23 protein-coding genes and 2 pseudogenes are annotated in these 19,791 nt (G+C 46.7%); 15 read left to right on the plus strand and 10 right to left on the minus strand.

The window, feature by feature from the left end; genetic code table 11:
• The 4 genes from CDG77_RS37980 to CDG77_RS27775 form a co-directional block, all read left to right on the plus strand.
• A partial coding sequence (locus tag CDG77_RS37980; RefSeq protein WP_223270005.1) for a hypothetical protein occupies positions 1 to 189 on the plus strand: 189 nt, incomplete at its 5' end.
• The gene (locus CDG77_RS27765; RefSeq protein WP_094332503.1) at positions 152 to 667 is read left to right on the plus strand and encodes an SgcJ/EcaC family oxidoreductase; all 516 of its coding nucleotides are present in this window, start codon (positions 152 to 154) and stop codon (positions 665 to 667) included. The genes CDG77_RS37980 and CDG77_RS27765, both read left to right, overlap by 38 nt.
• Before the next feature lie 157 nt (positions 668 to 824).
• Positions 825 to 1,574, plus strand: a complete 750-nt coding sequence (locus CDG77_RS27770; protein WP_094332504.1) for a glucose 1-dehydrogenase — start codon at positions 825 to 827, stop codon at positions 1,572 to 1,574.
• Between the two features lie 38 nt (positions 1,575 to 1,612).
• Entirely contained in the window at positions 1,613 to 2,482 is an 870-nt protein-coding gene (locus CDG77_RS27775) for an alpha/beta fold hydrolase (RefSeq protein WP_094332505.1), read from the plus strand.
• Here CDG77_RS27775 and CDG77_RS35790 read toward each other — a convergent pair.
• Positions 2,478 to 2,570: pseudogene (locus tag CDG77_RS35790) on the minus strand (IS5/IS1182 family transposase); the annotation flags it as partial. The gene CDG77_RS27775 and the pseudogene CDG77_RS35790 overlap by 5 nt on opposite strands.
• Positions 2,571 to 2,828: 258 nt before the next feature.
• Between CDG77_RS35790 and CDG77_RS27780 the strand changes: the two are divergent.
• The 10 genes from CDG77_RS27780 (at position 2,829) to CDG77_RS27820 (ending at position 11,263) form a co-directional block, all read left to right on the plus strand.
• On the plus strand, positions 2,829 to 4,289 hold the full coding sequence (locus CDG77_RS27780) for a SidA/IucD/PvdA family monooxygenase (protein WP_094332506.1): 1,461 nt from the start codon (positions 2,829 to 2,831) through the stop codon (positions 4,287 to 4,289).
• On the plus strand, positions 4,270 to 4,407 hold the full coding sequence (locus tag CDG77_RS36870) for a hypothetical protein (RefSeq protein WP_190234082.1): 138 nt from the start codon (positions 4,270 to 4,272) through the stop codon (positions 4,405 to 4,407). The genes CDG77_RS27780 and CDG77_RS36870 overlap by 20 nt, the downstream gene beginning before the upstream one ends.
• 47 nt (positions 4,408 to 4,454) lie before the next feature.
• Complete coding sequence (locus CDG77_RS27785; RefSeq protein WP_094332507.1) at positions 4,455 to 5,447, plus strand: alpha/beta hydrolase; 993 nt, start codon at positions 4,455 to 4,457, stop codon at positions 5,445 to 5,447.
• 301 nt (positions 5,448 to 5,748) lie between these two features.
• Positions 5,749 to 6,153, plus strand: coding sequence for a DUF6130 family protein (locus CDG77_RS27790; RefSeq protein ID WP_094332508.1), 405 nt, complete (start codon positions 5,749 to 5,751; stop codon positions 6,151 to 6,153).
• Positions 6,154 to 6,370: 217 nt separating this feature from the next.
• The gene (locus CDG77_RS27795) at positions 6,371 to 6,958 is read left to right on the plus strand and encodes a nuclear transport factor 2 family protein (protein ID WP_223270006.1); all 588 of its coding nucleotides are present in this window, start codon (positions 6,371 to 6,373) and stop codon (positions 6,956 to 6,958) included.
• 52 nt (positions 6,959 to 7,010) lie between these two features.
• Complete coding sequence (locus CDG77_RS27800; RefSeq protein ID WP_223270007.1) at positions 7,011 to 7,415, plus strand: DUF302 domain-containing protein; 405 nt, start codon at positions 7,011 to 7,013, stop codon at positions 7,413 to 7,415.
• A 170-nt stretch (positions 7,416 to 7,585) separates the two neighbouring features.
• Positions 7,586 to 8,284, plus strand: a complete 699-nt coding sequence (locus tag CDG77_RS27805) for a cysteine hydrolase (protein WP_223270008.1) — start codon at positions 7,586 to 7,588, stop codon at positions 8,282 to 8,284.
• Positions 8,285 to 8,312: 28 nt separating this feature from the next.
• On the plus strand, positions 8,313 to 8,678 hold the full coding sequence (locus CDG77_RS27810) for a hypothetical protein (protein ID WP_223270009.1): 366 nt from the start codon (positions 8,313 to 8,315) through the stop codon (positions 8,676 to 8,678).
• Between the two features lie 165 nt (positions 8,679 to 8,843).
• Complete coding sequence (locus CDG77_RS27815; RefSeq protein WP_094332511.1) at positions 8,844 to 10,238, plus strand: mercuric reductase; 1,395 nt, start codon at positions 8,844 to 8,846, stop codon at positions 10,236 to 10,238.
• 74 nt (positions 10,239 to 10,312) lie between these two features.
• Positions 10,313 to 11,263, plus strand: a complete 951-nt coding sequence (locus tag CDG77_RS27820) for an L-lactate dehydrogenase (RefSeq protein ID WP_094332512.1) — start codon at positions 10,313 to 10,315, stop codon at positions 11,261 to 11,263.
• A gap of 53 nt (positions 11,264 to 11,316) precedes the next feature.
• Here the strand turns inward: CDG77_RS27820 and tehA are convergent, their stop codons facing one another.
• The 8 genes and pseudogenes from tehA to CDG77_RS27865 form a co-directional block, all read right to left on the minus strand.
• Positions 11,317 to 12,294, minus strand: coding sequence for a dicarboxylate transporter/tellurite-resistance protein TehA (gene tehA / locus CDG77_RS27825; RefSeq protein ID WP_094332513.1), 978 nt, complete (start codon positions 12,292 to 12,294; stop codon positions 11,317 to 11,319).
• A 180-nt stretch (positions 12,295 to 12,474) separates the two neighbouring features.
• The gene (locus CDG77_RS27830; protein ID WP_094332514.1) at positions 12,475 to 13,422 is read right to left on the minus strand and encodes a class I fructose-bisphosphate aldolase; all 948 of its coding nucleotides are present in this window, start codon (positions 13,420 to 13,422) and stop codon (positions 12,475 to 12,477) included.
• 116 nt (positions 13,423 to 13,538) lie between these two features.
• Positions 13,539 to 14,567, minus strand: a complete 1,029-nt coding sequence (gnd, locus tag CDG77_RS27835; protein ID WP_094332515.1) for a phosphogluconate dehydrogenase (NAD(+)-dependent, decarboxylating) — start codon at positions 14,565 to 14,567, stop codon at positions 13,539 to 13,541.
• Between the two features lie 177 nt (positions 14,568 to 14,744).
• Positions 14,745 to 15,215, minus strand: coding sequence for a hypothetical protein (locus tag CDG77_RS27840; RefSeq protein ID WP_094332516.1), 471 nt, complete (start codon positions 15,213 to 15,215; stop codon positions 14,745 to 14,747).
• A gap of 168 nt (positions 15,216 to 15,383) precedes the next feature.
• On the minus strand, positions 15,384 to 15,617 hold the full coding sequence (locus CDG77_RS27845) for a hypothetical protein (protein WP_223270010.1): 234 nt from the start codon (positions 15,615 to 15,617) through the stop codon (positions 15,384 to 15,386).
• Positions 15,618 to 15,634: 17 nt separating this feature from the next.
• Positions 15,635 to 15,871: pseudogene (locus tag CDG77_RS27850) on the minus strand (general stress protein); the annotation flags it as partial.
• 224 nt (positions 15,872 to 16,095) lie between these two features.
• Positions 16,096 to 16,569 carry a LuxR C-terminal-related transcriptional regulator gene (locus tag CDG77_RS38915; RefSeq protein ID WP_190234083.1) on the minus strand — a complete coding sequence of 158 codons (474 nt, stop codon included), beginning with the start codon at positions 16,567 to 16,569 and terminating at the stop codon, positions 16,096 to 16,098.
• Positions 16,570 to 17,462: 893 nt separating this feature from the next.
• Complete coding sequence (locus CDG77_RS27865; RefSeq protein WP_223270012.1) at positions 17,463 to 18,209, minus strand: sensor histidine kinase; 747 nt, start codon at positions 18,207 to 18,209, stop codon at positions 17,463 to 17,465.
• Between CDG77_RS27865 and CDG77_RS27870 the strand changes: the two genes are divergently transcribed.
• Entirely contained in the window at positions 18,174 to 18,890 is a 717-nt protein-coding gene (locus CDG77_RS27870) for a response regulator (protein WP_094332518.1), read from the plus strand. The two genes, CDG77_RS27865 and CDG77_RS27870, sit on opposite strands and share 36 nt — an antisense overlap.
• A gap of 74 nt (positions 18,891 to 18,964) precedes the next feature.
• Here the strand turns inward: CDG77_RS27870 and CDG77_RS27875 are convergent.
• On the minus strand, positions 18,965 to 19,791 hold an 827-nt coding region (locus CDG77_RS27875; protein ID WP_094332522.1), incomplete at its 5' end, for a ThiF family adenylyltransferase.

The following is a 19,791-nucleotide window of genomic DNA, read 5'->3' on the forward strand; positions in this document are numbered from 1 at the left end:
ACCCAGACAATGCCGATCGGCTCTGGAATGAATCGTTGCGCCTGCTCGCTTGACCTGGCAGTAACAGTGAGCTTCACACTGTTGATAAACGAATTGCCGGTCGCAAGCCTGCCAGCCTTTCGTCCATCACTTAAAAGGAAAACTCAAAACTATGAATTCACAAACAGTTCAAACCACCACTACTACTGACGAGTCAGCAATCCGTGCTTTCCATCGCCAGATGATTGATGCTTGGAATCGAGGTAGCGGCGAAGGCTTCGCTGCCCCGTTCAGCGAAACTGCTGATTTCATCACGTTCGAGGGCACGCATCTCAAGGGTCGAAAAGAAATCGCTGCATTTCATAAACAAGCGTTCGACACAGTTGTCAAAGGAACACGCCTGGAGGGTGAGGTGGATTTTGTCCGCTTCGTGAACTCGCAACTCGCGCTCATGCTCGTAGTTATCAGGGTAATACTGCCCGGACAAACCGAAACTTCACCGTCACGAGATTCGCTGCCGCTATACGTCGTAACGAAAGGCGACGAAGGTTGGCAGATCGAAGGGTTACTCAACACCCGGAAGTTAGCGCTAGAACGTCAATTCTTCTTAGACGACTTTGACTCACTGAGCGCAGAGGCTCAACGTCAAGTGACCGACCTCGTTGTAGGTCTCAAGCAGCGTCATTAAGCAGATCAATCAAAAGAGATGTAAGGAATGGCACGCTTGTTAAAATACAAAAGGCAATCGCCCTAGCTCCCCAATATCGGCTGACTATTCTTCCTCCTGACTCCGTTCTCTATTAACAACTTACCGCTTTAAACCCAACAATCAAAGGATTAGCATAATGGGAAAACTAGAAGGAAAAATCGCCCTTGTCACGGGTGGTAACAGTGGTATCGGTCTTGCTACAGCCAAACAGTTTGTTGCTGAAGGTGCCTATGTCTACATCACAGGTCGTCGCCAAGTCGAACTGGATGCTGCGGTGGAAGCCATTGGTAAAAATGTTACGGCTGTGCAGAGCGATGTTTCTAATCTGGCAGACCTCGATCGTCTGTTTGCCACCATTAAGCAAGAACTTGGACACCTCGATATCATCTTCGCTAATGCTGGCGGTGGACAAATTGCCCCACTTGGAGCAATCACTGAGGAACACTTTGACAAAACATTCAACGTAAACGTCAAAGGTTTGCTGTTCACCGTACAAAAGGCGCTGCCACTGTTACCAGAGGGCGCTTCTATTATCCTGAATGCTTCGATTACTTCTATAAAAGGTACGCCAGCTTTCAGTGTTTACAGCGCCACCAAAGCCGCCGTGAGATCCTTTGCTCGGAATTGGATACTCGACCTCAGAGAACGCAAGATCCGAGTGAATGCCATTAGCCCTGGTGTGGTTCCGACTCCTGGTTACGATCATTTGGGACTCAATGACCAGCAGTTGCAAGAATTCGTGGACAGCCAAGCCAGCACCATCCCACTGGGACGAGTCGGCACACCCGATGAGATTGCCAAAGCGGTTGTTTTTCTGGCTTCAGATGACAGCAGCTTTGTGAACGGCATTGAGTTGTTTGTCGATGGCGGTATGGCACAGATTTGAAGTCCAAAAGGCTTTTATCACTTACAAAGAGTAATCCCATGACTACATATCGCACCGTTTCGATTAATGGTTTAGATATCTTTTATCGTGAAGCTGGTTCTCGTGATAATCCAACGATTCTGTTATTGCACGGCTTCCCAACGTCGTCTCACATGTTCCGCAATCTTATACCTGCCCTTGCTGATAAATTCCATCTCATTGCTCCTGACTACCCTGGCTACGGTAACAGTTCGATGCCAAGTGTAAATGAGTTTGATTACACATTTGATCGCTTGGCTGAGATTGTAGAGAAATTCATTGCTGCGATCGCTCTCAAAAAGTACAGCCTTTATGTGATGGATTATGGCGCACCCATTGGCTATCGGATTGCCGCTAAATATCCAGAGCGCGTGCAATCTCTGATTGTTCAAAATGGCAATGCTTACGAGGAAGGTCTGCGCGAATTCTGGGAACCAATTAAGGCATACTGGCAAGAGCGATCGCCTGAAAATGCTGAAAAGCTCGAATATCTTGTCACCCTGGAAGCGACGAAGTGGCAATATACCAATGGTGTTCGCAATCTAGAAGCGATCGGCCCCGATACCTGGACTATCGATCAACATTTCCTCGATCGCCCAGGAAACGATGAGATTCAGCTGGCGCTGCTGTATAGCTATGGCACCAATCCACCATTATATCCGCAATGGCAGGAGTATTTTCGCAAATATCAGCCACCAACCCTGATTGTTTGGGGTAGGAATGACTACATCTTCCCCCCAGAAGGCGCTCATCCCTATAAGCGCGACCTAAAAGACGTTGAGTTGCATTTACTCGATACCGGACATTTTGCGCTGGAAGAGGATGGGGATGCGATCGCAAACTACATCGCTCAATTTCTCACGTCACGACTGCAACCCATCCTTGTCTAACTAAACGGCGAAACTGAGCCGTCCATGCAAAACTGCGCTCTACTACCCAACGACGTGGTAGCAACACGAACCCTTTTCTAGCTTCTGGCAGTTGTTCATAACACGCTCTAGCGAATCCAAACCCACGAACAAAAACCTACTAAGCTGTTACGCAAATAAGATTGCACATCAACTGGTGAGGTTGTTCTTTGTCAATTGTCCTTAGTAAACACTAATGACTAATGACTGATGACTAATCACGGTCTACACGGAAAATAGTGCAATATGTAGGCGCGTTAGCTTAACAGCTTAATTGTCTGCTATTCCGATTCTTCCATCTATCGCAACGAGATATGAGGAGATCAACATGACAACGAGCAATTCCGATTTTACTGCCCGAGAAACACTACGCCTGTTCGGTCCCGATCCCGATAACTGGGTACCCGATCGCCCTGGCATCGATCACAATGTCACTATAATAGGTGGCAGCGGTAGCGGTAGCACCTTTGTATTTGCGCTACGACGTGCAGGGATCGGTCGCGTGACAGAGATCGATGCAGCCGATGACGAGGCTCATGCAGGCGTGTGGTTGACGCGAGCGCGGATGAGAACGCTCCGCACACCGAAACATCTGCCAGGTCCTGAACTAGGCATCCCAGAATTGTCCTTTCAAGCCTGGTACGAAGCGCGGCACGGTGCGGCAGCCTACGCAAAGATCGATCGCATTGAGCGAGTAGCTTGGGCTGAGTACCTCAGTTGGTATCGGCACTTCCTCGGTATCCAGGTTCGTTACCAGACGAAGTTGGTGCGGATTGAACCAGTCGCAGGTTTCTTCCGCCTACACCTTGAGGTAAACGGTGTCCCGCTCTTAGAGACTACGCGCAAAATTATCTTCGCCAATGGCGTGGCTGGCACGGGTGGTTCGTACATACCTCCAATACTGGCTGACTTACCCCGCACGTTGTACGCACATACCGCCGATGCCATCGATTTTGAAGCACTGCGCGGTAAGACTGTGGCGGTGCTGGGTGCGGCGGCTTCAGCTTTCGATGCAGCAGCAGTGGCGCTGGAATCGGGAGCTAAGGCAGTACATCTATTTGTACGGCGATCGGCGATCGCATCTCTCTCAGTCCTGCGGGTACGGGATTACCCTGGTGCTTACGACAACTATCCCCAACTACCCGATGCAGCCCGCTGGTTCCAGGCTTGGCACTTTCGTCAAGCAGGCACCGCGCCACCCCCGAACTCGATTAAGCGAGCGATCGCTTTCCCGAACTTTCACATCCATCTATCTGCACCTTGGAAATCGGCACGGAAACTGGGCGATGCGGAAGCCGCCGCCAAAGGCGAACGCATTGCCATCGAGGTGAACGATGATGTTTTCGAGTTTGATTTTGCGATCGCTGGCACTGGTTACTTCGTTGACCCAACAAAGCGTCCGGAACTAGCCGACTTTGCCCAGCATATTGCCCTCTGGCGCGATCGCTACCAGCCACCAGAAGGACTGCGCGATGACGGTTTGGGGGCACATCCTTACCTCGGTAGCGCCCACGAATACCAAGAAAAAGTACCTGGCACTGCCCCTTATCTGAAAGACATTCACATATTTAATCCTGCTGGTTTGGTCAGCTTCGGATTGCCAGTTGGTGACATCCATAGCATCCGCCGCGACGTACCTGCAATAGTATCGCGCATCAGTCACGACTTGTTCTTTAAGGACTGGGCGCATCATGAGGCACGTATCACAGGCGATATTGCCCCCGATTTTGAGGACTCGCTCTATGCTGCTGCGGTGTGGAAACAACCGATTGAGGCAGCGACCCGCTAGTTCGACAACCTTTTCACCAGTAACAAATAATTCCGGGTGGGAAACGATGCCAGTAGAAAGCGATCGCCGTTTCACGATCGCTGCCGATCGAGCATCACTGTTAAACCAATTCACTTAACAGTGTCATTTCAACAGATTGTTTACTAATTATCAAAGGAGAATGTCATGGTTGCTCAAGTAAATTCACAAGCAAAGATTTTGGAAGTTGCAGACGATCCACGTCTTTCCAGTGGGGTGAAGGAATTTTTGAAAGTGCTGAATTCAGGAGGTGTACCGCTAGAGACACTCACTGCAATCGAGGCACGTCAAGTACTCGCGGATGCACAGGCTTCTGTTCCAGTAGACCTTTCAGGCATTGAAGAGTCTGAGAAGAAAATTATCGCTGACGGTTATTCGATTACGCTCAATATCGTGCGACCGGAAGGCGTTAAAGGCACATTGCCTGTTTTCATCTTTATTCATGGTGGTGGTTGGGTGTTAGGTGATTATCCAACACACAAGCGCATGGTTCGCGATCTGGTTGTGCTTTCAGGGTTTGCAGGGGTCTTTGTCAACTACACGCGCACGCCAGATGCTCAGTACCCACAGGCGATCAATGAGATTTATGCTGCGACCAAATGGGTTGCCGAGCATGGTGAAGAGATTGGGGTGGATGGCAAGAATCTGGCAGTGGTCGGCAACAGTGTCGGCGGAAATATGACAGCAGTCACTGCTTTGAAGGCGAAAGAAAAAGGAGGACCACACATCAAGCTACAAATCATGATGTGGCCGATCGTCGATGCTAGTTTTGAAACGGATTCTTATCATCAATTCGGCGACAAACGGTACTTAACCGTACCCACGATGAAGTGGATGTATGACCTGTACATCCCTGACCCAGAAAAGCGCAAAGACATCTACGCATCTCCCTTACAAGCGACGGTTGAACAACTCAAAGGCTTGCCTCCAGCATTAATTGTGGTTGCAGAGAGCGATATTTTGCATGACGAAGGCACAGCCTACGGACGCAAGCTCGATGAAGCTGGGGTAGAGGTGACAACGGTGCAGTACAACGGCATGATTCATGACTTTGGACTGCTCAATGGTTTAGCCGAACTGCCACAAGTCCGCTCTCTGTTTGTTCAAGCTGCTGCTGAATTGAAGAAACATCTGCAATAGGATGCGATCGATGTTTTTGGGGAAAGGAAAAGATGCTCTTCCATCGCTTTGCTGCTTACCGAGTTAGGTAGGGGAAAAGGGGAAAGCGGAATGGCACTAAGTTAAGACACAACCCTTGCTTCCCAGCCTCTAGGCTAGGAACTAATTCTGAGAGCCTCCGCCTCCAAAGGCTTGATCAGAGGCAGAGCCTCTCGAAATACATTCCCAGCCTACAGGCTGGGAACGGGGTGAAACAAGACTTTCGGCTTATCTTAGTGCCATTTCGATCGTAATACAAACTACTCTCAGGTAATTACCTGCTATGAACAGCCACACACCGAGCGCTAGAGACATTATTGGATCATCACCGTTGATTGCGATTGAAAACGAAGCACCACCCAAGCTGATTGTCGATCCACCGCTTCCCGAACCACTGGCACAGGGACGTGTCTTCATCCAGTACCGGACGGAGAATTTGCGTGTGTTGCCAGTGTTTGGCAAAGGTGCCCTCGAAGTATCGCCGCGCATCGGTCATATCCACATCACCGTTGACGACGCGCCGTGGCACTTTGTCGATGCCAGTGGGGAAACGATCATCCTGGTCGGACTGGAACCTGGCGTACACAAGGTGCTGATCGAACTAGCTGACCCCACGCACAAAGTAATCACTAGCGAAACTGTGGAGTTCACGCTGCCCGATCCTAAGAAATCATCATCAAAAAACTAGAGGGAAAAATCGCAGTTGTGACGGGGGCATCTGCGGAAACGCTGCACATCGCGGGTGGTAGTCATTGATCTGTATTAAACTGCTTTTGAGGTAATTCGGTCGGCACGCACTTACAGCAGAATTCAGAATCCAGAAGTAAAACAGGGTTCATACCTGGCTTTGGGATTTAGTTTGTGTACTCCACAAACTTGAAATCTGCTGTAATTTTAATCTGACCATGCTGAGACGTTGGCAAAGCCTCTCGGAACGAGAATCGCTATTCTACCACTTACATACTATGAACAACCCCGAAAATTCTCGACTACCCCTGCCGCCTTTTGATAATGAATCCGCTATCCAAAAAGTCAGAATTGCAGAAGATGCTTGGAACACACGTAACCCTGAACTAGTATCACTCGCTTACACGTCGGATAGCATTTGGCGCAACCGCTCAGAATTTCTATCTGGTCGTGAGGCGATCGTTCAGTTCTTGACACGTAAGTGGCTTAAAGAATTAGACTACCGTCTGATCAAAGAGCTTTGGGCTTTTCAAGACAACCGCATTGCTGTCCGGTTTGCTTACGAATGGCATGATGATGCTGGCAACTGGTTCCGTTCTTACGGCAATGAGAATTGGGAGTTTGACGAACATGGATTAATGCGATGGCGTATTGCCAGCATCAACGACCTGCCAATTCAGGAGAGCGATTCTCCGTTCGCGCAAGCGTGCCGGAGGCATCAGGAGACGCTACGCGAACGCAAATACCACTGGATACTAGGTCGTCGTCCTGACGATCACCCCGGATTGTCAGACCTCAATCTTTGAAAAGCCCAAAGACCATATCACCCAGTTTTTATCTTACAAGAAATCCACTGCTATGAATGCAAACAACGGCATCATTAGCCAGCTTAGTCAATATTCAGTGCCTGTAACCATTGATCGATTAGAAGCTGTCCTTCAAGTAAAAAGCATCACCATTTTTGCCCGCATTGATCAACAGGCTGAAGCCGAAAAAGTCGGACTAAGCCTGTGTCCTACACAGTTGTTGCTGTTTGGCAATCCGAAAGCTGGAACTTTCCTCATGGTGGCAGAACCAACGATCGCCCTGGATTTACCCCTGAAAGTACTGGCATGGGAAGCGACTGACGGGAAGGTGTGGGTGAGTTACAACGATCCTAATTACTTAAAACAGCGATTTTCTCTCTCGGATGAGTTGGTGAAAAATATCGCTATCATTGCACCTTTAATCTATCAAGCACTTAGTTCCGCCGATCGCCAATAAGTTGCAGAATTAGCACGCGATCGCACCTTGGCGTTTTTGAAACAGCATTTAGGCAGTGGTGTCAAAGTCTGAAATGGGGTGACTACTGCCAGATAATTCGCCCACCGCGATCGCTCTAGCAACCAAGATATTCTGATTCTGAATCACTAGGAAAACGCTGCATATCGCGGGTGGTTTTTAAGAAAGAGAACAGTGAAAATCAACAAGCAAGCAGAAAAACCATGCACATCAACAAGAATGACACCGCAATAGTCGTCATCGATCCGCAAAACGATGTCTTGAGCGAAAAAGGGGTTTCCTGGGATTTGGTGGGTGAGAGTGTTAAAGATAACAACACCGTCGAGAACATTGAGCGAATCTTCAAAGCCGCAAAGCAGAATGAATTCGAGGTTTTTATCTCCCCTCACTATTACTACCCCACCGATCATAATTGGAAATTTGCCGGCAACCTAGAGCAAATGATGCTTGAGGTTAAGGAGTTCGATCGCCGTGGCGCGTTGAGCCTCGATGGATTCTTGGGATCGGGTGCTGACTGGCTCGATCGCTACAAGCCCTTCATTGAGGATGGGAAGACGATTGTGGCCAGTCCTCACAAAGTCTATGGGCCGCAAACCAACGATCTCGTTTTGCAACTACGTAAACGCAACATCAGCAAAGTCATTTTACTCGGAATGTTGGCGAATCTTTGTGTTGAAGCTCACCTACGCGAATTGCTCGAACAGGGATTTGAGGTTCTTGTCGTTAAGGATGCAACAGCAGCTCCTCGGCATCCGAAATTGGGCGACGGCTACAAAGCAGCACTGATCAATTTTGGATATATAGCTAATGTAGTTCTTTCTACAGATGAAGTTGTAGCAGCAATGCAGTAATGTCAAACTCATCAATTTTACAACACTCATGAAAACATCCGCGTTACTTTTGGCTCTGTCAATCAGTATCTTCGCTAATTTTTCCTTAAGAGCTTCTGCTGATTCTACTGCTGGCCTCATCCTGAGTACAAAATGCCAGGGTCGGTACAACATTAATATTTGGCAGAATTATAATTCCGGTGAATTGCTCTATCGCGCGACCAGTCCCAACGGTAATTTAAGTTTGGGCAAAGGAACTAAGCAAGCGACAGAAGGTGTTCGAGTGTATAAGTTTCGGAGTGGAATTTATGAATATTGGGTGTGGGATGGCACGTTGGATAACGCACAGTCTGGAACTTTAGAGGTGTATAAAAACAACCGTATCTTGATGAAACAAGCTTGTAGAAAAAGTTGAATCCTAAGCACGGGTGTTATGAACTTTTTGGAAAATCAGCTAGGGCAAGCATCTTGAGCTACGCTCGCCAAATACGTTATTGCTAAAACCCTCTTAGTCAGCCAGTTTTTCTAAAATTCATAACAACTTCTAGAAATCATACTCACCCGATCAAACTCAAAGGATATGGAAGTGGACACTCAACACTATGACGACATTATTATCGGCGGCGGCAAGGCTGGTAAAACACTAGCACCAGCGCTAGTTGCTGACGGACGTAAAACCGCTCTGGTTGAACGCAGTTTAAATATGATTGGTGGCGGGTGCATCAATATCGCCTGCATTCCTACTAAAACTATGGTGGCGAGTGCCAATGTAGCAAACACAGTGCGAAACAGTGCCGCTTATGGGGTTAAAACCAATACACCCACTGTTAATTTAGCAGAGGTGATCCAACGAAAACGAGCGGTTGTGCAAGGGATGCGTGAAATGAACTTGCACAATTTAGAAACGGCTCTGGATAAGAACTTGATCATTGGCGAAGCAAGGTTTGTTGCTCCCAAAACGATCGCAGTAACGACGACTGAGGGGAACAATTGCTTACTTACCGCCGAACGCTTATTTATTAATACAGGCACACGACCGTTAATTCCATCTATTCCCGGACTTGCTGAAGTTGAGTTTTTAACCAGTGAGTCGATTATGGAGCTAGAATACTTGCCTGAACACCTGATCGTTCTTGGTAGTGGCTATATTGGTTTGGAGTTTGCCCAGATGTTCCGGCGCTTTGGCTCTGGCGTTACTGTCATTGGGCAAAACGAGCAAATCCTGTCACAGCAAGATCCAGATATAGCGATCGCAGTTCAAACACTGCTAGAACAAGATGGTATTGAATTCTTGCTGAAGGCGAAGGTGTTGAGGGTTGATCGCACTGGTAATGAAACCATCCTGCAAATCCAAGTTGGCGATCGTGAAATCACCCTCCAAGGTTCGCATTTGCTCGTCGCCGTTGGTCGTGCGCCCAACACCGATAGCTTAAATTTAGCTGCTGCTGGTGTGGCAACTGATACACGCGGATTTATTCAAGTTAACGATCGCTTGCAGACAAATGTACCCGGAATTTGGGCGTTAGGCGATATCAATGGCGGGCCGCAATACACCCATATATCGCTCGATGATTATCGCATTATCAAAGCTAATTTAATTGATGAGGGCAACCGTAGTACACGGGATCGATTGGTTCCATCCTGTCTGTTCATCGATCCAGAACTGGCGCAGGTGGGTTTGACTGAAACTGAAGCACAGCAACAAGGATATGCCATCCGCGTGGCAAAGGTGGATGCGTCAGCCGTTCCTAGAGCAAGAACGCTCGGTCAAACCGATGGACTTTTGAAGGCGATCGTGGATGCAGATACAGGTCGTATTCTAGGGTGTTCCTTGTTGTGTCATGAAGCAGGTGAAGTGATTTCAACAGTGCAGATGGTGATGCAAGCTCAGATGCCCTACACTGTTCTGCGCGATGGGATTTTGACTCATCCCACAATGACCGAAGGGTTAAATATATTGTTTTCCAAGTTGTAAGCATACAGCAATTGCAGACCCAAGGACTTACCAAATAAACGACATTTCACTCTTGAAGGTCAAGTAGATATAGCATGATTAGTAAAACATCTAAAGTCGGTATTATTGGTGCAGGTAATGTAGGTGCAGACGTTGCAAATGCTTTAGTTCTACTCGGTAAATGTGTAAGGGTTGTCCTTTTTGACCGAACCTTATCAAAAGCTGAGGGGCAAGCATGGGATATTGAAGATAGCATTCCCCTACTTAAAGAGATGGAAATTATACCATCAAATCAGTATGAAGATTTAGCTGATTCAGATATCATTATTGTGACTGTTGGGGTGCAGCAAAAACAAGGACAGACGCGATTAGATACATTGAGTGACAATGCACAGATTATACGTTCGACAATCAAAGAATTGGATCGAGTTGCACCGAATTCAATCGTACTTATCGTTAGCAATCCAGTGGATGTACTCACGCGGATTGCGATCGCTACTTCCACCAGAGCAGAAAACCTAATTTTCGGTTCGGGAACCGTTCTTGATACTGCTAGACTGAGATATCAACTTGGAAAGCGACTGAATGTTGCAAAACAAGACGTTCATGCTTATGTGATTGGAGAGCATGGAGACAGTGAATTTGTCGTTTGGTCTAGTGCATTTATTGGGGGAATTCTGTTAACTAAATTTCCCATACCACAAGGAGCAACGCTAGAACAAATTCAGCAAGAGTACGCACAGTTAACTCGTAAACGAGGCTATAACATTTTTGAACGCAAAGGAAATACAAGCTATGGTATATCAACAGTAGTTTGTCAGTTAGTTGATACCATCCTGCGAGATGAAAAGCAGATATTTCCAGTATCGGCCAGAGCAGATTCTAACTATGGAGTTGGCAGTGAAGTTGTTCTTGGACTTCCATGTATCATTGGCTCAACAGGTATTCAGCGCCAACTGCTGTTATCAAGAAATGCTCATGAACAACACTTATTAGAAGAATCAGCTAACAAACTCAATGAAGCCTATAATTCTTTGCATAATTAAAATCAAATGCCATAAGTTCTACTCCCAATGTGTTCTGGAAAAATGAATGATCGTTAGCTTAGTAATTTGCCCCGCAGCAAGAGCCGCACTGTCCCTAGAGCAATACTGCCGATCGCAATATTTGCGCCAATGAATAGCAGTAGTGCCAATTCTTGCATCACTCCAGTCATGCCGCGTTCAACAAGGCGCAAGGATGCCAGCGACAGGGCAGCAATGCCGAGGGTGAATGCCCAGTAGGTAGCTGTAAAGGGTTGTTGAAATAACCACGGTAGCAACCGCAGTAGAATCAGCGCTTGCAACAGTCCATAACCGAAGAGAAACTGGGCAAAGGCATCAGGCTGACCATTGGTGATACTCAAATAAGCAACACAGCCAACAACAGGGGGGGCAAGTTGAATGCCCAGCGTTGGACGTAGTGGTTTAGGCAACGCTTCTAACAAGTAGAGGCGCTGCATAATCATCGACTCCAGTGCTAGCCACGAAAACAGCCCTCCTCCAAAAAACAACGGGGCCCATTCTCGATAACCGAGGGTACTAGCAACGATCGCACTGACAAAACTACCTGCGACTGTAGAGAGGTAGAGAATGGGTGTGATTATTTCTGGCTTACGTCCTCCCATCCATAGCTGACCGGAACGATACACGCCAAAGCTTAACTGACCAATTGCACCGACAACAAATAATGTGATGGCGATCGCACGAGAGTAAGGTGCGATCGCTAGCGCCACAAACATCGTAGACACAGGCACTAATCCGATAAAGCAACACAAAACAGGATGCTCAAATTCAGCTAAGGCATCTGCTCTCGCCCACAGCCATTTACCCACATAAAGCAGCAACAACACGAGCCAGATTGCAATTGTCAGCAACATAATTGCTTCGCTAATCCAGGTAGGCAAGTGCCAAAGTTTAGCAGCTACTCGCCAGCAACTACCTAATCCTGCCAAACCCAGAATCATGCCAAAAAAGGAAGCAGGAATGATGGCACGATAATCTTTCAATAGGGTAGGCTTTGGACGAGATTTTCTCATGATCTAGCTTTCCTGGCAGCAGTAGAGAGATGCAAGCGATGAAAAAAGTCAGGCATATTGGGGTGGGAAAGATTGCTTCAAGGTGAGGAGTCGGTTCGTAATAGAGACAACAAACCCAATTTTTAGGCTGTTTTGATCGATTTCGATTGCAAACTCATCAAAACAGTCTTGATAGACAAATTAGGTCAGTGCAGGAGTGCGAATGGTCTGAGACTGTTCACTGTAAATATCCATGATTGTGTTGAGCAATCGCAGTGCATCTGGCTTGGAACGCTGGAAAGAATTGCGTCCGATAATCGAACCAAATCCATGTCCGGCATGAATGGCACGAACTTCATTGAGGAAAGCATCATCACTGTCGATCGGCCCACCTGAAAAAATGACAATCCGCCGTCCGTTAAAGGCACATTGCACCACATGATGCACTCGTTGAGATAATGTTGCGATCGGAATTTGCTCTTGCTCATACACCTTGCGGGCTGCATCCTGTTCAACGTGTTCGTTGGGCAGTTTCACTTTGATGATGTGAGCGCCCAATTGAGCCGCAATCTGAGCCGCATAGCCAATCACATCGATCGCTGTCTCACCCACTTTACTTAAACCCGATCCCCGCGCATAAGACCAAATCATCACGACTAATCCATGCCGCTTTGCTACCTCGGCACAGGCTCGAATCTGCTGATACATCTCAAACCGATGGGCTGAACCTGGATAGATAGTGAAACCGATCCCCACACATCCTAACCTCAGCGCATCCTCCACGCTGCCAGTGAGTGCTTGCGTTGGGTCTGACTCAGCTAGTAACACATCGCGATCATTGGCTTTCAGAATTAGGGGAATTTCACCTGCAAATTCTCGCGCTCCCGCTTCCAAAAATCCTAACGGTGCGGCATAGGCATTGCATCCTGCTGCGATCGCTAACTCAAAATGATAGCGAGGATCATAGGCTGGTGGATTGGGCGCAAAACTGCTAGCTGGCCCATGCTCAAAGCCTTGATCCACAGGCAGCATGACGACTTTGCCAGTTCCAGCTAGTTTGCCATGATTCAGCAACCGGGCTAAATTAGTCAGCGTTCCGGGATTGTCGCTGCCATACCAACTGAGAATTTCTTTTACTCGATGAGTCATTGTGTTTCTCCTAAAATTATTGTTTGGTAAAACTTATTTCCTTTGGGCTTACGACATATCTTGCCAAGCTGGATGAACCGAGCTTTCAACTTAAGACTGAGGTGCAGTGGCGATCGTCATGATTTTATCTTTGCCTGTTGTTCTACGTGTCCGCCAAACTGGAAACGCATGGCAGACAACAGCTTATCCGCAAAATCATTTTCGCCGCGTGAGCTAAACCGTTGATACAGGGCTGCGCTGAGTACAGGGACAGGAGTGCCTTCGTCAATGGCGGCTGCGATCGTCCAGCGTCCTTCGCCTGAATCAGACACGCGCCCCCCAAAGCCTGATAGGTCTGGTTGTTCCAGGAGGGCGATCGCAGTTAGATCCAGTAGCCAAGAGGCAATTACACTGCCCCGTCGCCAAACTTCGGCAACATCAGGCAGATTAAAGTCATACTGATAGTGTTCAGGATTGCGGAGGGGGGTCGTTTCAGCATTAGCCACACGGTTCTGCTTACCTACATTGGCGTGATGCAAGATATTCAATCCTTCTACGTAGGCTGCCATCAAGCCATATTCGATGCCATTATGCACCATCTTGACAAAATGCCCCGCCCCATTCGATCCGCAGTGCAGATAGCCTTCTTCAGCCGTACCGCCTACCTTTTGCCGTCCAACAGTACGCGGAATATCACCCCGTCCGGGAGCTAATGATTTAAAAATTGGATCGAGATACTGAACCGCCATCTCAGATCCACCAATCATCATGCAATAACCCCGCTCCAAACCCCACACTCCGCCACTGGTTCCCACATCTAGGTAGTGAATGCCCTTTTGCATCAGATCGTTTGCCCGTCGAATATCGTCAATGTAGTAAGAGTTGCCGCCATCAATTAAGATATCGCCGGAATCCAGTTTTGCAGCCAGTTCCTTCACCATCTGCTCAGTTGGTTCTCCGGCTGGCACCATCAACCAAATCGCACGAGGTTTATTGAGCTTCTGGACAAAATCATCCAAGCTGTAAGTGCCGATCGCCCCTTCAGATGCAAGTAGTTTAACTTTGTCAGATGTGCGATTGAACACCACACATTCATGGTTGTTTTGCAGCAATCGCCGAACAATGTTCGCACCCATACGTCCCAGACCAATCACTCCCATCTGCATAATTTTTCTCCAATGTAATTCTCGTTTGCATAGAGTCGGTTCTGATTAGAGATAAGGTTCTGGTTCATTAACAGAACAGCAATATTTGATCCTTCCTGCTCAAATCACCTGTACAAAAGGGAAGCGATGGGCTTAAGCCTCGCCAGAGGAGATCGCAACTCCGTTCGATGTATTGTTTTATCGATTATCGATTGATTTCTCAAATGTATATAATTGTGAGTGACCCGTTCTAGTTGGGGCTGAGATGACAAATCGACTCACACCTTGCTCCCACTTTGCGGTTGCATCAACGGTGTAAGGAGTAGCGGTGCCAAACTGGTTAAGGCTGCTGGGTGGAGGGGTGAAAACCAGATGAAAATTACTTCCGCGATGATAACCGCTAATTTGAGCAAAGTTCTCACCATCATTAGACTTCAAACTTCCGTACAGTTTGCCGGCAGGATCGATAAATACGAGTATCTGCCCCTGAGAACCGACAGTACGGAAGGTTCCTGTCCAACTGCCCCGGTAGGGAAGTACATAGTCTTGAGAGGAATTTGGTTGAGCTTGGCTGACTGTAAGCGCGAAGAGAGGCTGCGAGTGTAGCAGTCCAATCATGCCAATCGTTAAGATTCCACCAATCAATCGTTTTGTTGTTCGTGTCTTCATCAGTGCTTCTCTTTCAATAGATGATCGATCAACTGTCAATCTGTCAGATTCCCTGTAAACATAGGGTTCTGAGGTGATGGTGGGTCTCTTCAAAGTTTTCGCTTGGCGGCGGTAAGGAGGTTGTCCACTCTAATCCAGTGGCATACACAGATGAATGAGCGATCGCTCTCATTGTTCAACCGAAGAGAGAGGCTGTTTTGCGGTGGTTTCTGGCTTCATCTTGGGTCTGTGATAGCGATGGAAAGTTTCTTCCTTGAGCCATTCTGTGGTTGCCTTAAAGTCATGCAGTGGGGTGGGCAGCATTTCCAAATACGCTGCACTGCGAATTAGATCGCCAGGTTTGCCAGTTATCTGCACTTTCTCAAACAAGTTTGCTACCCCATTTCCTAAACCCAATTTCATTAGCGTACCCCGAGGACTCACATGTGTCCAGCTACAATCACAGGGCCGACTCCTGGAATAAACAGCAAACCAACCCCTGTGAGAATGCCAAATAGTCCACCAAAAAAGCTGCCCCAATAACCTGCTTCTCCGGCTCCAGCTTTAGCCGTATCTTTCCAGGTGAGAAAGCCACGGATATGTTCAGTGGTTTGATAGTCTTTACCGATGATCGAAATCTTTTGCATATCGAAGCCCGCTTTTTGCAGTTCTAATACGGCGGTTTCTGCCTAGAGCGGTAAAACTTGCTAGAGGTAGGTTGGAAGCATAGTAAACTCGTTTGATATTTTCTAAGACACATACGTAATTAAGCCTTTAGTCTTACCTCTCCAGTTAGTTTTGCCGTTCTAGGTTTCTGCTTCAACATGGGATGGAAAAACTTTCACAGTTTCGTGTTTGCATAACATAGATTTGACTCCTTATGAGTGAGAATTAAACAGCATTATCTTTTAAGTGGACAAGACCTGATCGACATGCCCGGATTGCTACCTGAGTGCGTTGGCGTTGGCGTAGCCTCTCGTAGAGAAGCCTTGCCTTCAGCATCGCTCGCACAGAATTTCTTCAAAATATTGCGAACATGGGTTTTCGCCGTACCTGTACTGATGTACAAATTTTGGGCAATTCCATCATTGCTGTACCCGTCAACAATCAGTTGCAATATCTCTAACTCTCGCTCAGTCAACGTTTCAATAGTAAGGATTTGGCTGTATTCCGGTTCTATGGCTCGAATTGCAATTGTTTCAACATGGTTGCTGCCATCAGCTTGAACAGGATTTGCGTGTTGAAGCAATCTAGCGACCTCTTGGGCGACAGCAGTGAGTGCATGATTAATAGGAGAATTTCCAAAAAAGTTACTCTGAGTTGGAACTTTGGAATACTCAAAATCATCTCCAACTAGTAATGGCATACGTGTCATAAAATTATCCTCAACGAAATATTGATTGACATTACTGACTCAATTCGTAGATGATCTAAGCTGTTTCAAATACTGAGAAATTATTCTGTTACCAGAAGACCATGAATAAGAATCAATAACACAATTGATCTGACGATGACGTAAAGCCGATCGTGCTGTTGCCAAAACGCGAACATTGATGCGAGCAATGTACACTTTTTTAGATATATCAGACAGGAATTGGAAAATATCAGGTCACGGTCAAGGCTCACTGATACTGTATGTTCAGCATCAGCGTTGAGCATACAACACTCTTCTTACTCTCTTTGTGTCAAGTAAACTGAAATATTGCAACTAAATTGCTCTCAATATTTGCCTGAACTAAATATATGCAATTAACTCTAACTTGTCGTCCACTCAAAGTTGAAACTTTTGTACAATACAATGATTGATGAATCAGTCCATATATCAATGTAAGGTTGGCTCCAACTAAGGTTGGAATCTAAATTCATACTAAAGTTCAATACCTTATGCCATTTCTTTGTGAGGCTGCGCCAAATTTTCTTTCTTCCTTTGTGTCCTTCTCTGACGAGACGCTACGCAAATACGCCCTTTGCGGTTCGTTCCTTATATAATTTGGCGCATCTTTAATGCTCTTCCCCTGGATTATGTTTACGGAAATCAGCGAGAAGATGATGGGATCGTTGGGTCAATTATCCTAGGCGTGACTTCCAAATGCAGGTGTGTACCTGTACATTTTCCGGCTGCAAAAATTTTGAAATGCCGACAGTCCGCGCTTGGATATGGTTAATAAGTTACTTTTCTGAATAGCTGAAAGCGTTTATCATCAGTTTTGTTGATAAATTAAGTAACTTATTTCGCTGCAAATCCTTAAGCTCGATTTACCAAATTTTTTATGCTGATAACATTTTTGAATAAGCTGTTGTCACAGGTAAATAAACAGTGAAGATACTGCCTTTCCCAACAGTCGATGAAACAGAGATATTCCCTTGATGGGCTTCAACAATTTGACGGGACAAATATAATCCTAAACCGTTCCCCCGACGTTGATGCTTGCCCTGTCGAAAGCGATCAAATAAGAGTAATTGTTCTTCTGGATTCATGCCAATACCTGTATCCTCTACTTCAATCGTTACCCCTTGAACAGTGGAATTGAGGCGAACTTCTACTGATCCAGCATCGCTGAAGCGAATGGCGTTACCAACTAAGTTAGTGAGAAGTCGGCGTAGTTCCAGGCGATCGCCTCTAACCCTAGCTAAAGAAGCTTCAGTACCCTTTGTCAAGACAGCTTTGAGAGTTAAATGTTTAACATTAGCCAAAGGCATTAGTTCTTGCACTACTTGCTGACATAATTCCCACAGGTCAACCACAAAGAAATCCAAAGTTTTGCCTCCAGCTTCATACTGGTAAACTTCTAACAAGGTATCGACCATTGACAACAAAGTTTGGTTACTCTGAGCCATTTGTTCTAAAGATTCACGCATTGCTGATAAGGTATTGCCAAAAACACCTCTTTGCAGCAACTTTAGGAATTGGTCAGCAGCTATCAACGGAGTTCGCAGATCGTGAGTAAGAGTATAGTTACCAAGCTGCTGAGGTAAATGATGGGAGATATTCGAGTAGCAATTATTGAAGACCACAGCTTAACGCGGATTGGAATGCGTAGTTCTCTCAACGAGCAAGAAGGTATTCAAGTCGTGGGTGACGAAGCTACAGCGGACAATGGGTTGAAACTGCTCCAAAGTACAAAACCAGACATAGCGATCGTTGATATTGGCTTGCCGGATAGGGACGGAATATGGCTGGTGCAGCAGTTTCGGGAATCTCTAGTGTCGGAAACAGCAGCGCAGACTAAAGTAATGATGCTCACTTCCTTTGCAAAAGAGCAGATGGTACTGGCAGCGTTTGCAGCCGGGGCAGACTCTTACTGTGTGAAAACAATTAAGTTCGAGTTGTTGCTGGAAGCGCTGCATATCACCCATGAAGGTCAGTCTTGGATTGATCCAGCGATCGCTCGTATTGTTCTCAAGCATACTCGTCAAGGAGCGGCGGCGGTAAAACCGAATGCTACTCAGACGGTAGCGATTTCTGCAATTGACCCAGAGCAAGCAAGCATTCTGCAAGCAGATCCATTGACAAATCGGGAACTGCAAGTCTTGGAGTTAATTGTCCAAGGCTATAGCAATAACGAGATTGCCCAGAAACTCTATCTCAGCCTGGGAAGTGTAAAAGTATATGTGCGTGGGGTTTTGAACAAGCTTTGTGCAAGCGATCGCACTCAAGCAGCTGTATTAGCGTTGCGGGCTGGTTTGCTTAATTGAAGTCACTGTACAGTTGCTTCTGTACAGCGCTTGGTTGTTAACTTGAGAGGGGAGCGATGTCTACGACGGTACGCCTACGCGCAGGATTGACCCAGGAGAATCGCCTGCATAATACTGACTTGCGTTGTATACAGGGATTTTCCGCTACCACTCTCTAAGTCGAAATAAGTAGCAAATCGTCGTAGTTTCCCCGCCGTCAATTGTAATAAATAATCAAATGCTTCCGCAGCAACTCGCTGGTTAATGCTCAAGGACTGGTTATTAAGCAAGGCCATTTGTTCACAGGACAAGTTGTTGTCTGCCAACTCTTCTGGTTGTGGAACCAGTAAGTCGGGTTGCTGTACAGTTGGCGCAGGTAAGCGAAAGCAGCCTAAAGCCTCGAAATGATAGTCATTGGGGTTAGTAGACAGATGAGAACCTAACAGTACCTGACCACTACGCTTGGAGTTACCGCAATCTAAATGCCAAATGTGAGGTGCAGGGCGATGAGTGTTGTGCTGAAGTACTTGGGTAATTGACTTTCGAGCTTTGGCATTATCTACGCAAGCAGTGACAATAATCAGGGTATTATAACTGGGGACAATCCATTCGGGTTGGAAAGGTTGAGCGATCGCTGTAACTTCCATCTTCCAAGCCAGGGAGTAGCGCAGCGCCAACGTTTTGGCTTTGTTGAGTCCGATTTCTGCATCACAGAAGCACTGGCGTAAAACGTTAGCTGACTCAACGCGATCTGGGTCAACAAAGTAAAGTTTCACCTGTTTACCTTGCTGAGAAAGAACTCTACCTAACCTAACCAAAGAAGGAGCCAACCAAGAACCAGTACCCCCGGATTTCTCACAAAGCTTGAAGAAATAGGGGTCAAAAACTGCCAAAATGTATATTGCAAAAGAATTCCAGCAGC

Source organism: Nostoc sp. 'Peltigera membranacea cyanobiont' 213, assembly GCF_002245975.1.
Lineage (GTDB): Bacteria > Cyanobacteriota > Cyanobacteriia > Cyanobacteriales > Nostocaceae > Nostoc.

Excerpts from the sequence above, each read along its gene's own strand:
- CDG77_RS27765 (WP_094332503.1), top strand. The coding sequence starts at position 152 with ATGAATTCACAAACAGTTCAAACCACCACTACTACTGACGAGTCAGCA.
- CDG77_RS27770 (WP_094332504.1), top strand. The coding sequence starts at position 825 with ATGGGAAAACTAGAAGGAAAAATCGCCCTTGTCACGGGTGGTAACAGT.
- CDG77_RS27775 (WP_094332505.1), top strand. The coding sequence starts at position 1,613 with ATGACTACATATCGCACCGTTTCGATTAATGGTTTAGATATCTTTTAT.
- CDG77_RS27780 (WP_094332506.1), top strand. The coding sequence starts at position 2,829 with ATGACAACGAGCAATTCCGATTTTACTGCCCGAGAAACACTACGCCTG.
- CDG77_RS27785 (WP_094332507.1), top strand. The coding sequence starts at position 4,455 with ATGGTTGCTCAAGTAAATTCACAAGCAAAGATTTTGGAAGTTGCAGAC.
- CDG77_RS27790 (WP_094332508.1), top strand. The coding sequence starts at position 5,749 with ATGAACAGCCACACACCGAGCGCTAGAGACATTATTGGATCATCACCG.
- CDG77_RS27795 (WP_223270006.1), top strand. The coding sequence starts at position 6,371 with ATGCTGAGACGTTGGCAAAGCCTCTCGGAACGAGAATCGCTATTCTAC.
- CDG77_RS27800 (WP_223270007.1), top strand. The coding sequence starts at position 7,011 with ATGAATGCAAACAACGGCATCATTAGCCAGCTTAGTCAATATTCAGTG.
- CDG77_RS27810 (WP_223270009.1), top strand. The coding sequence starts at position 8,313 with ATGAAAACATCCGCGTTACTTTTGGCTCTGTCAATCAGTATCTTCGCT.
- CDG77_RS27815 (WP_094332511.1), top strand. The coding sequence starts at position 8,844 with ATGGAAGTGGACACTCAACACTATGACGACATTATTATCGGCGGCGGC.
- CDG77_RS27820 (WP_094332512.1), top strand. The coding sequence starts at position 10,313 with ATGATTAGTAAAACATCTAAAGTCGGTATTATTGGTGCAGGTAATGTA.
- tehA (WP_094332513.1), bottom strand. The coding sequence starts at position 12,294 with ATGAGAAAATCTCGTCCAAAGCCTACCCTATTGAAAGATTATCGTGCC.
- CDG77_RS27830 (WP_094332514.1), bottom strand. The coding sequence starts at position 13,422 with ATGACTCATCGAGTAAAAGAAATTCTCAGTTGGTATGGCAGCGACAAT.
- gnd (WP_094332515.1), bottom strand. The coding sequence starts at position 14,567 with ATGCAGATGGGAGTGATTGGTCTGGGACGTATGGGTGCGAACATTGTT.
- CDG77_RS27840 (WP_094332516.1), bottom strand. The coding sequence starts at position 15,215 with ATGAAGACACGAACAACAAAACGATTGATTGGTGGAATCTTAACGATT.
- CDG77_RS27845 (WP_223270010.1), bottom strand. The coding sequence starts at position 15,617 with ATGAAATTGGGTTTAGGAAATGGGGTAGCAAACTTGTTTGAGAAAGTG.
- CDG77_RS38915 (WP_190234083.1), bottom strand. The coding sequence starts at position 16,569 with ATGACACGTATGCCATTACTAGTTGGAGATGATTTTGAGTATTCCAAA.
- CDG77_RS27870 (WP_094332518.1), top strand. The coding sequence starts at position 18,174 with ATGGGAGATATTCGAGTAGCAATTATTGAAGACCACAGCTTAACGCGG.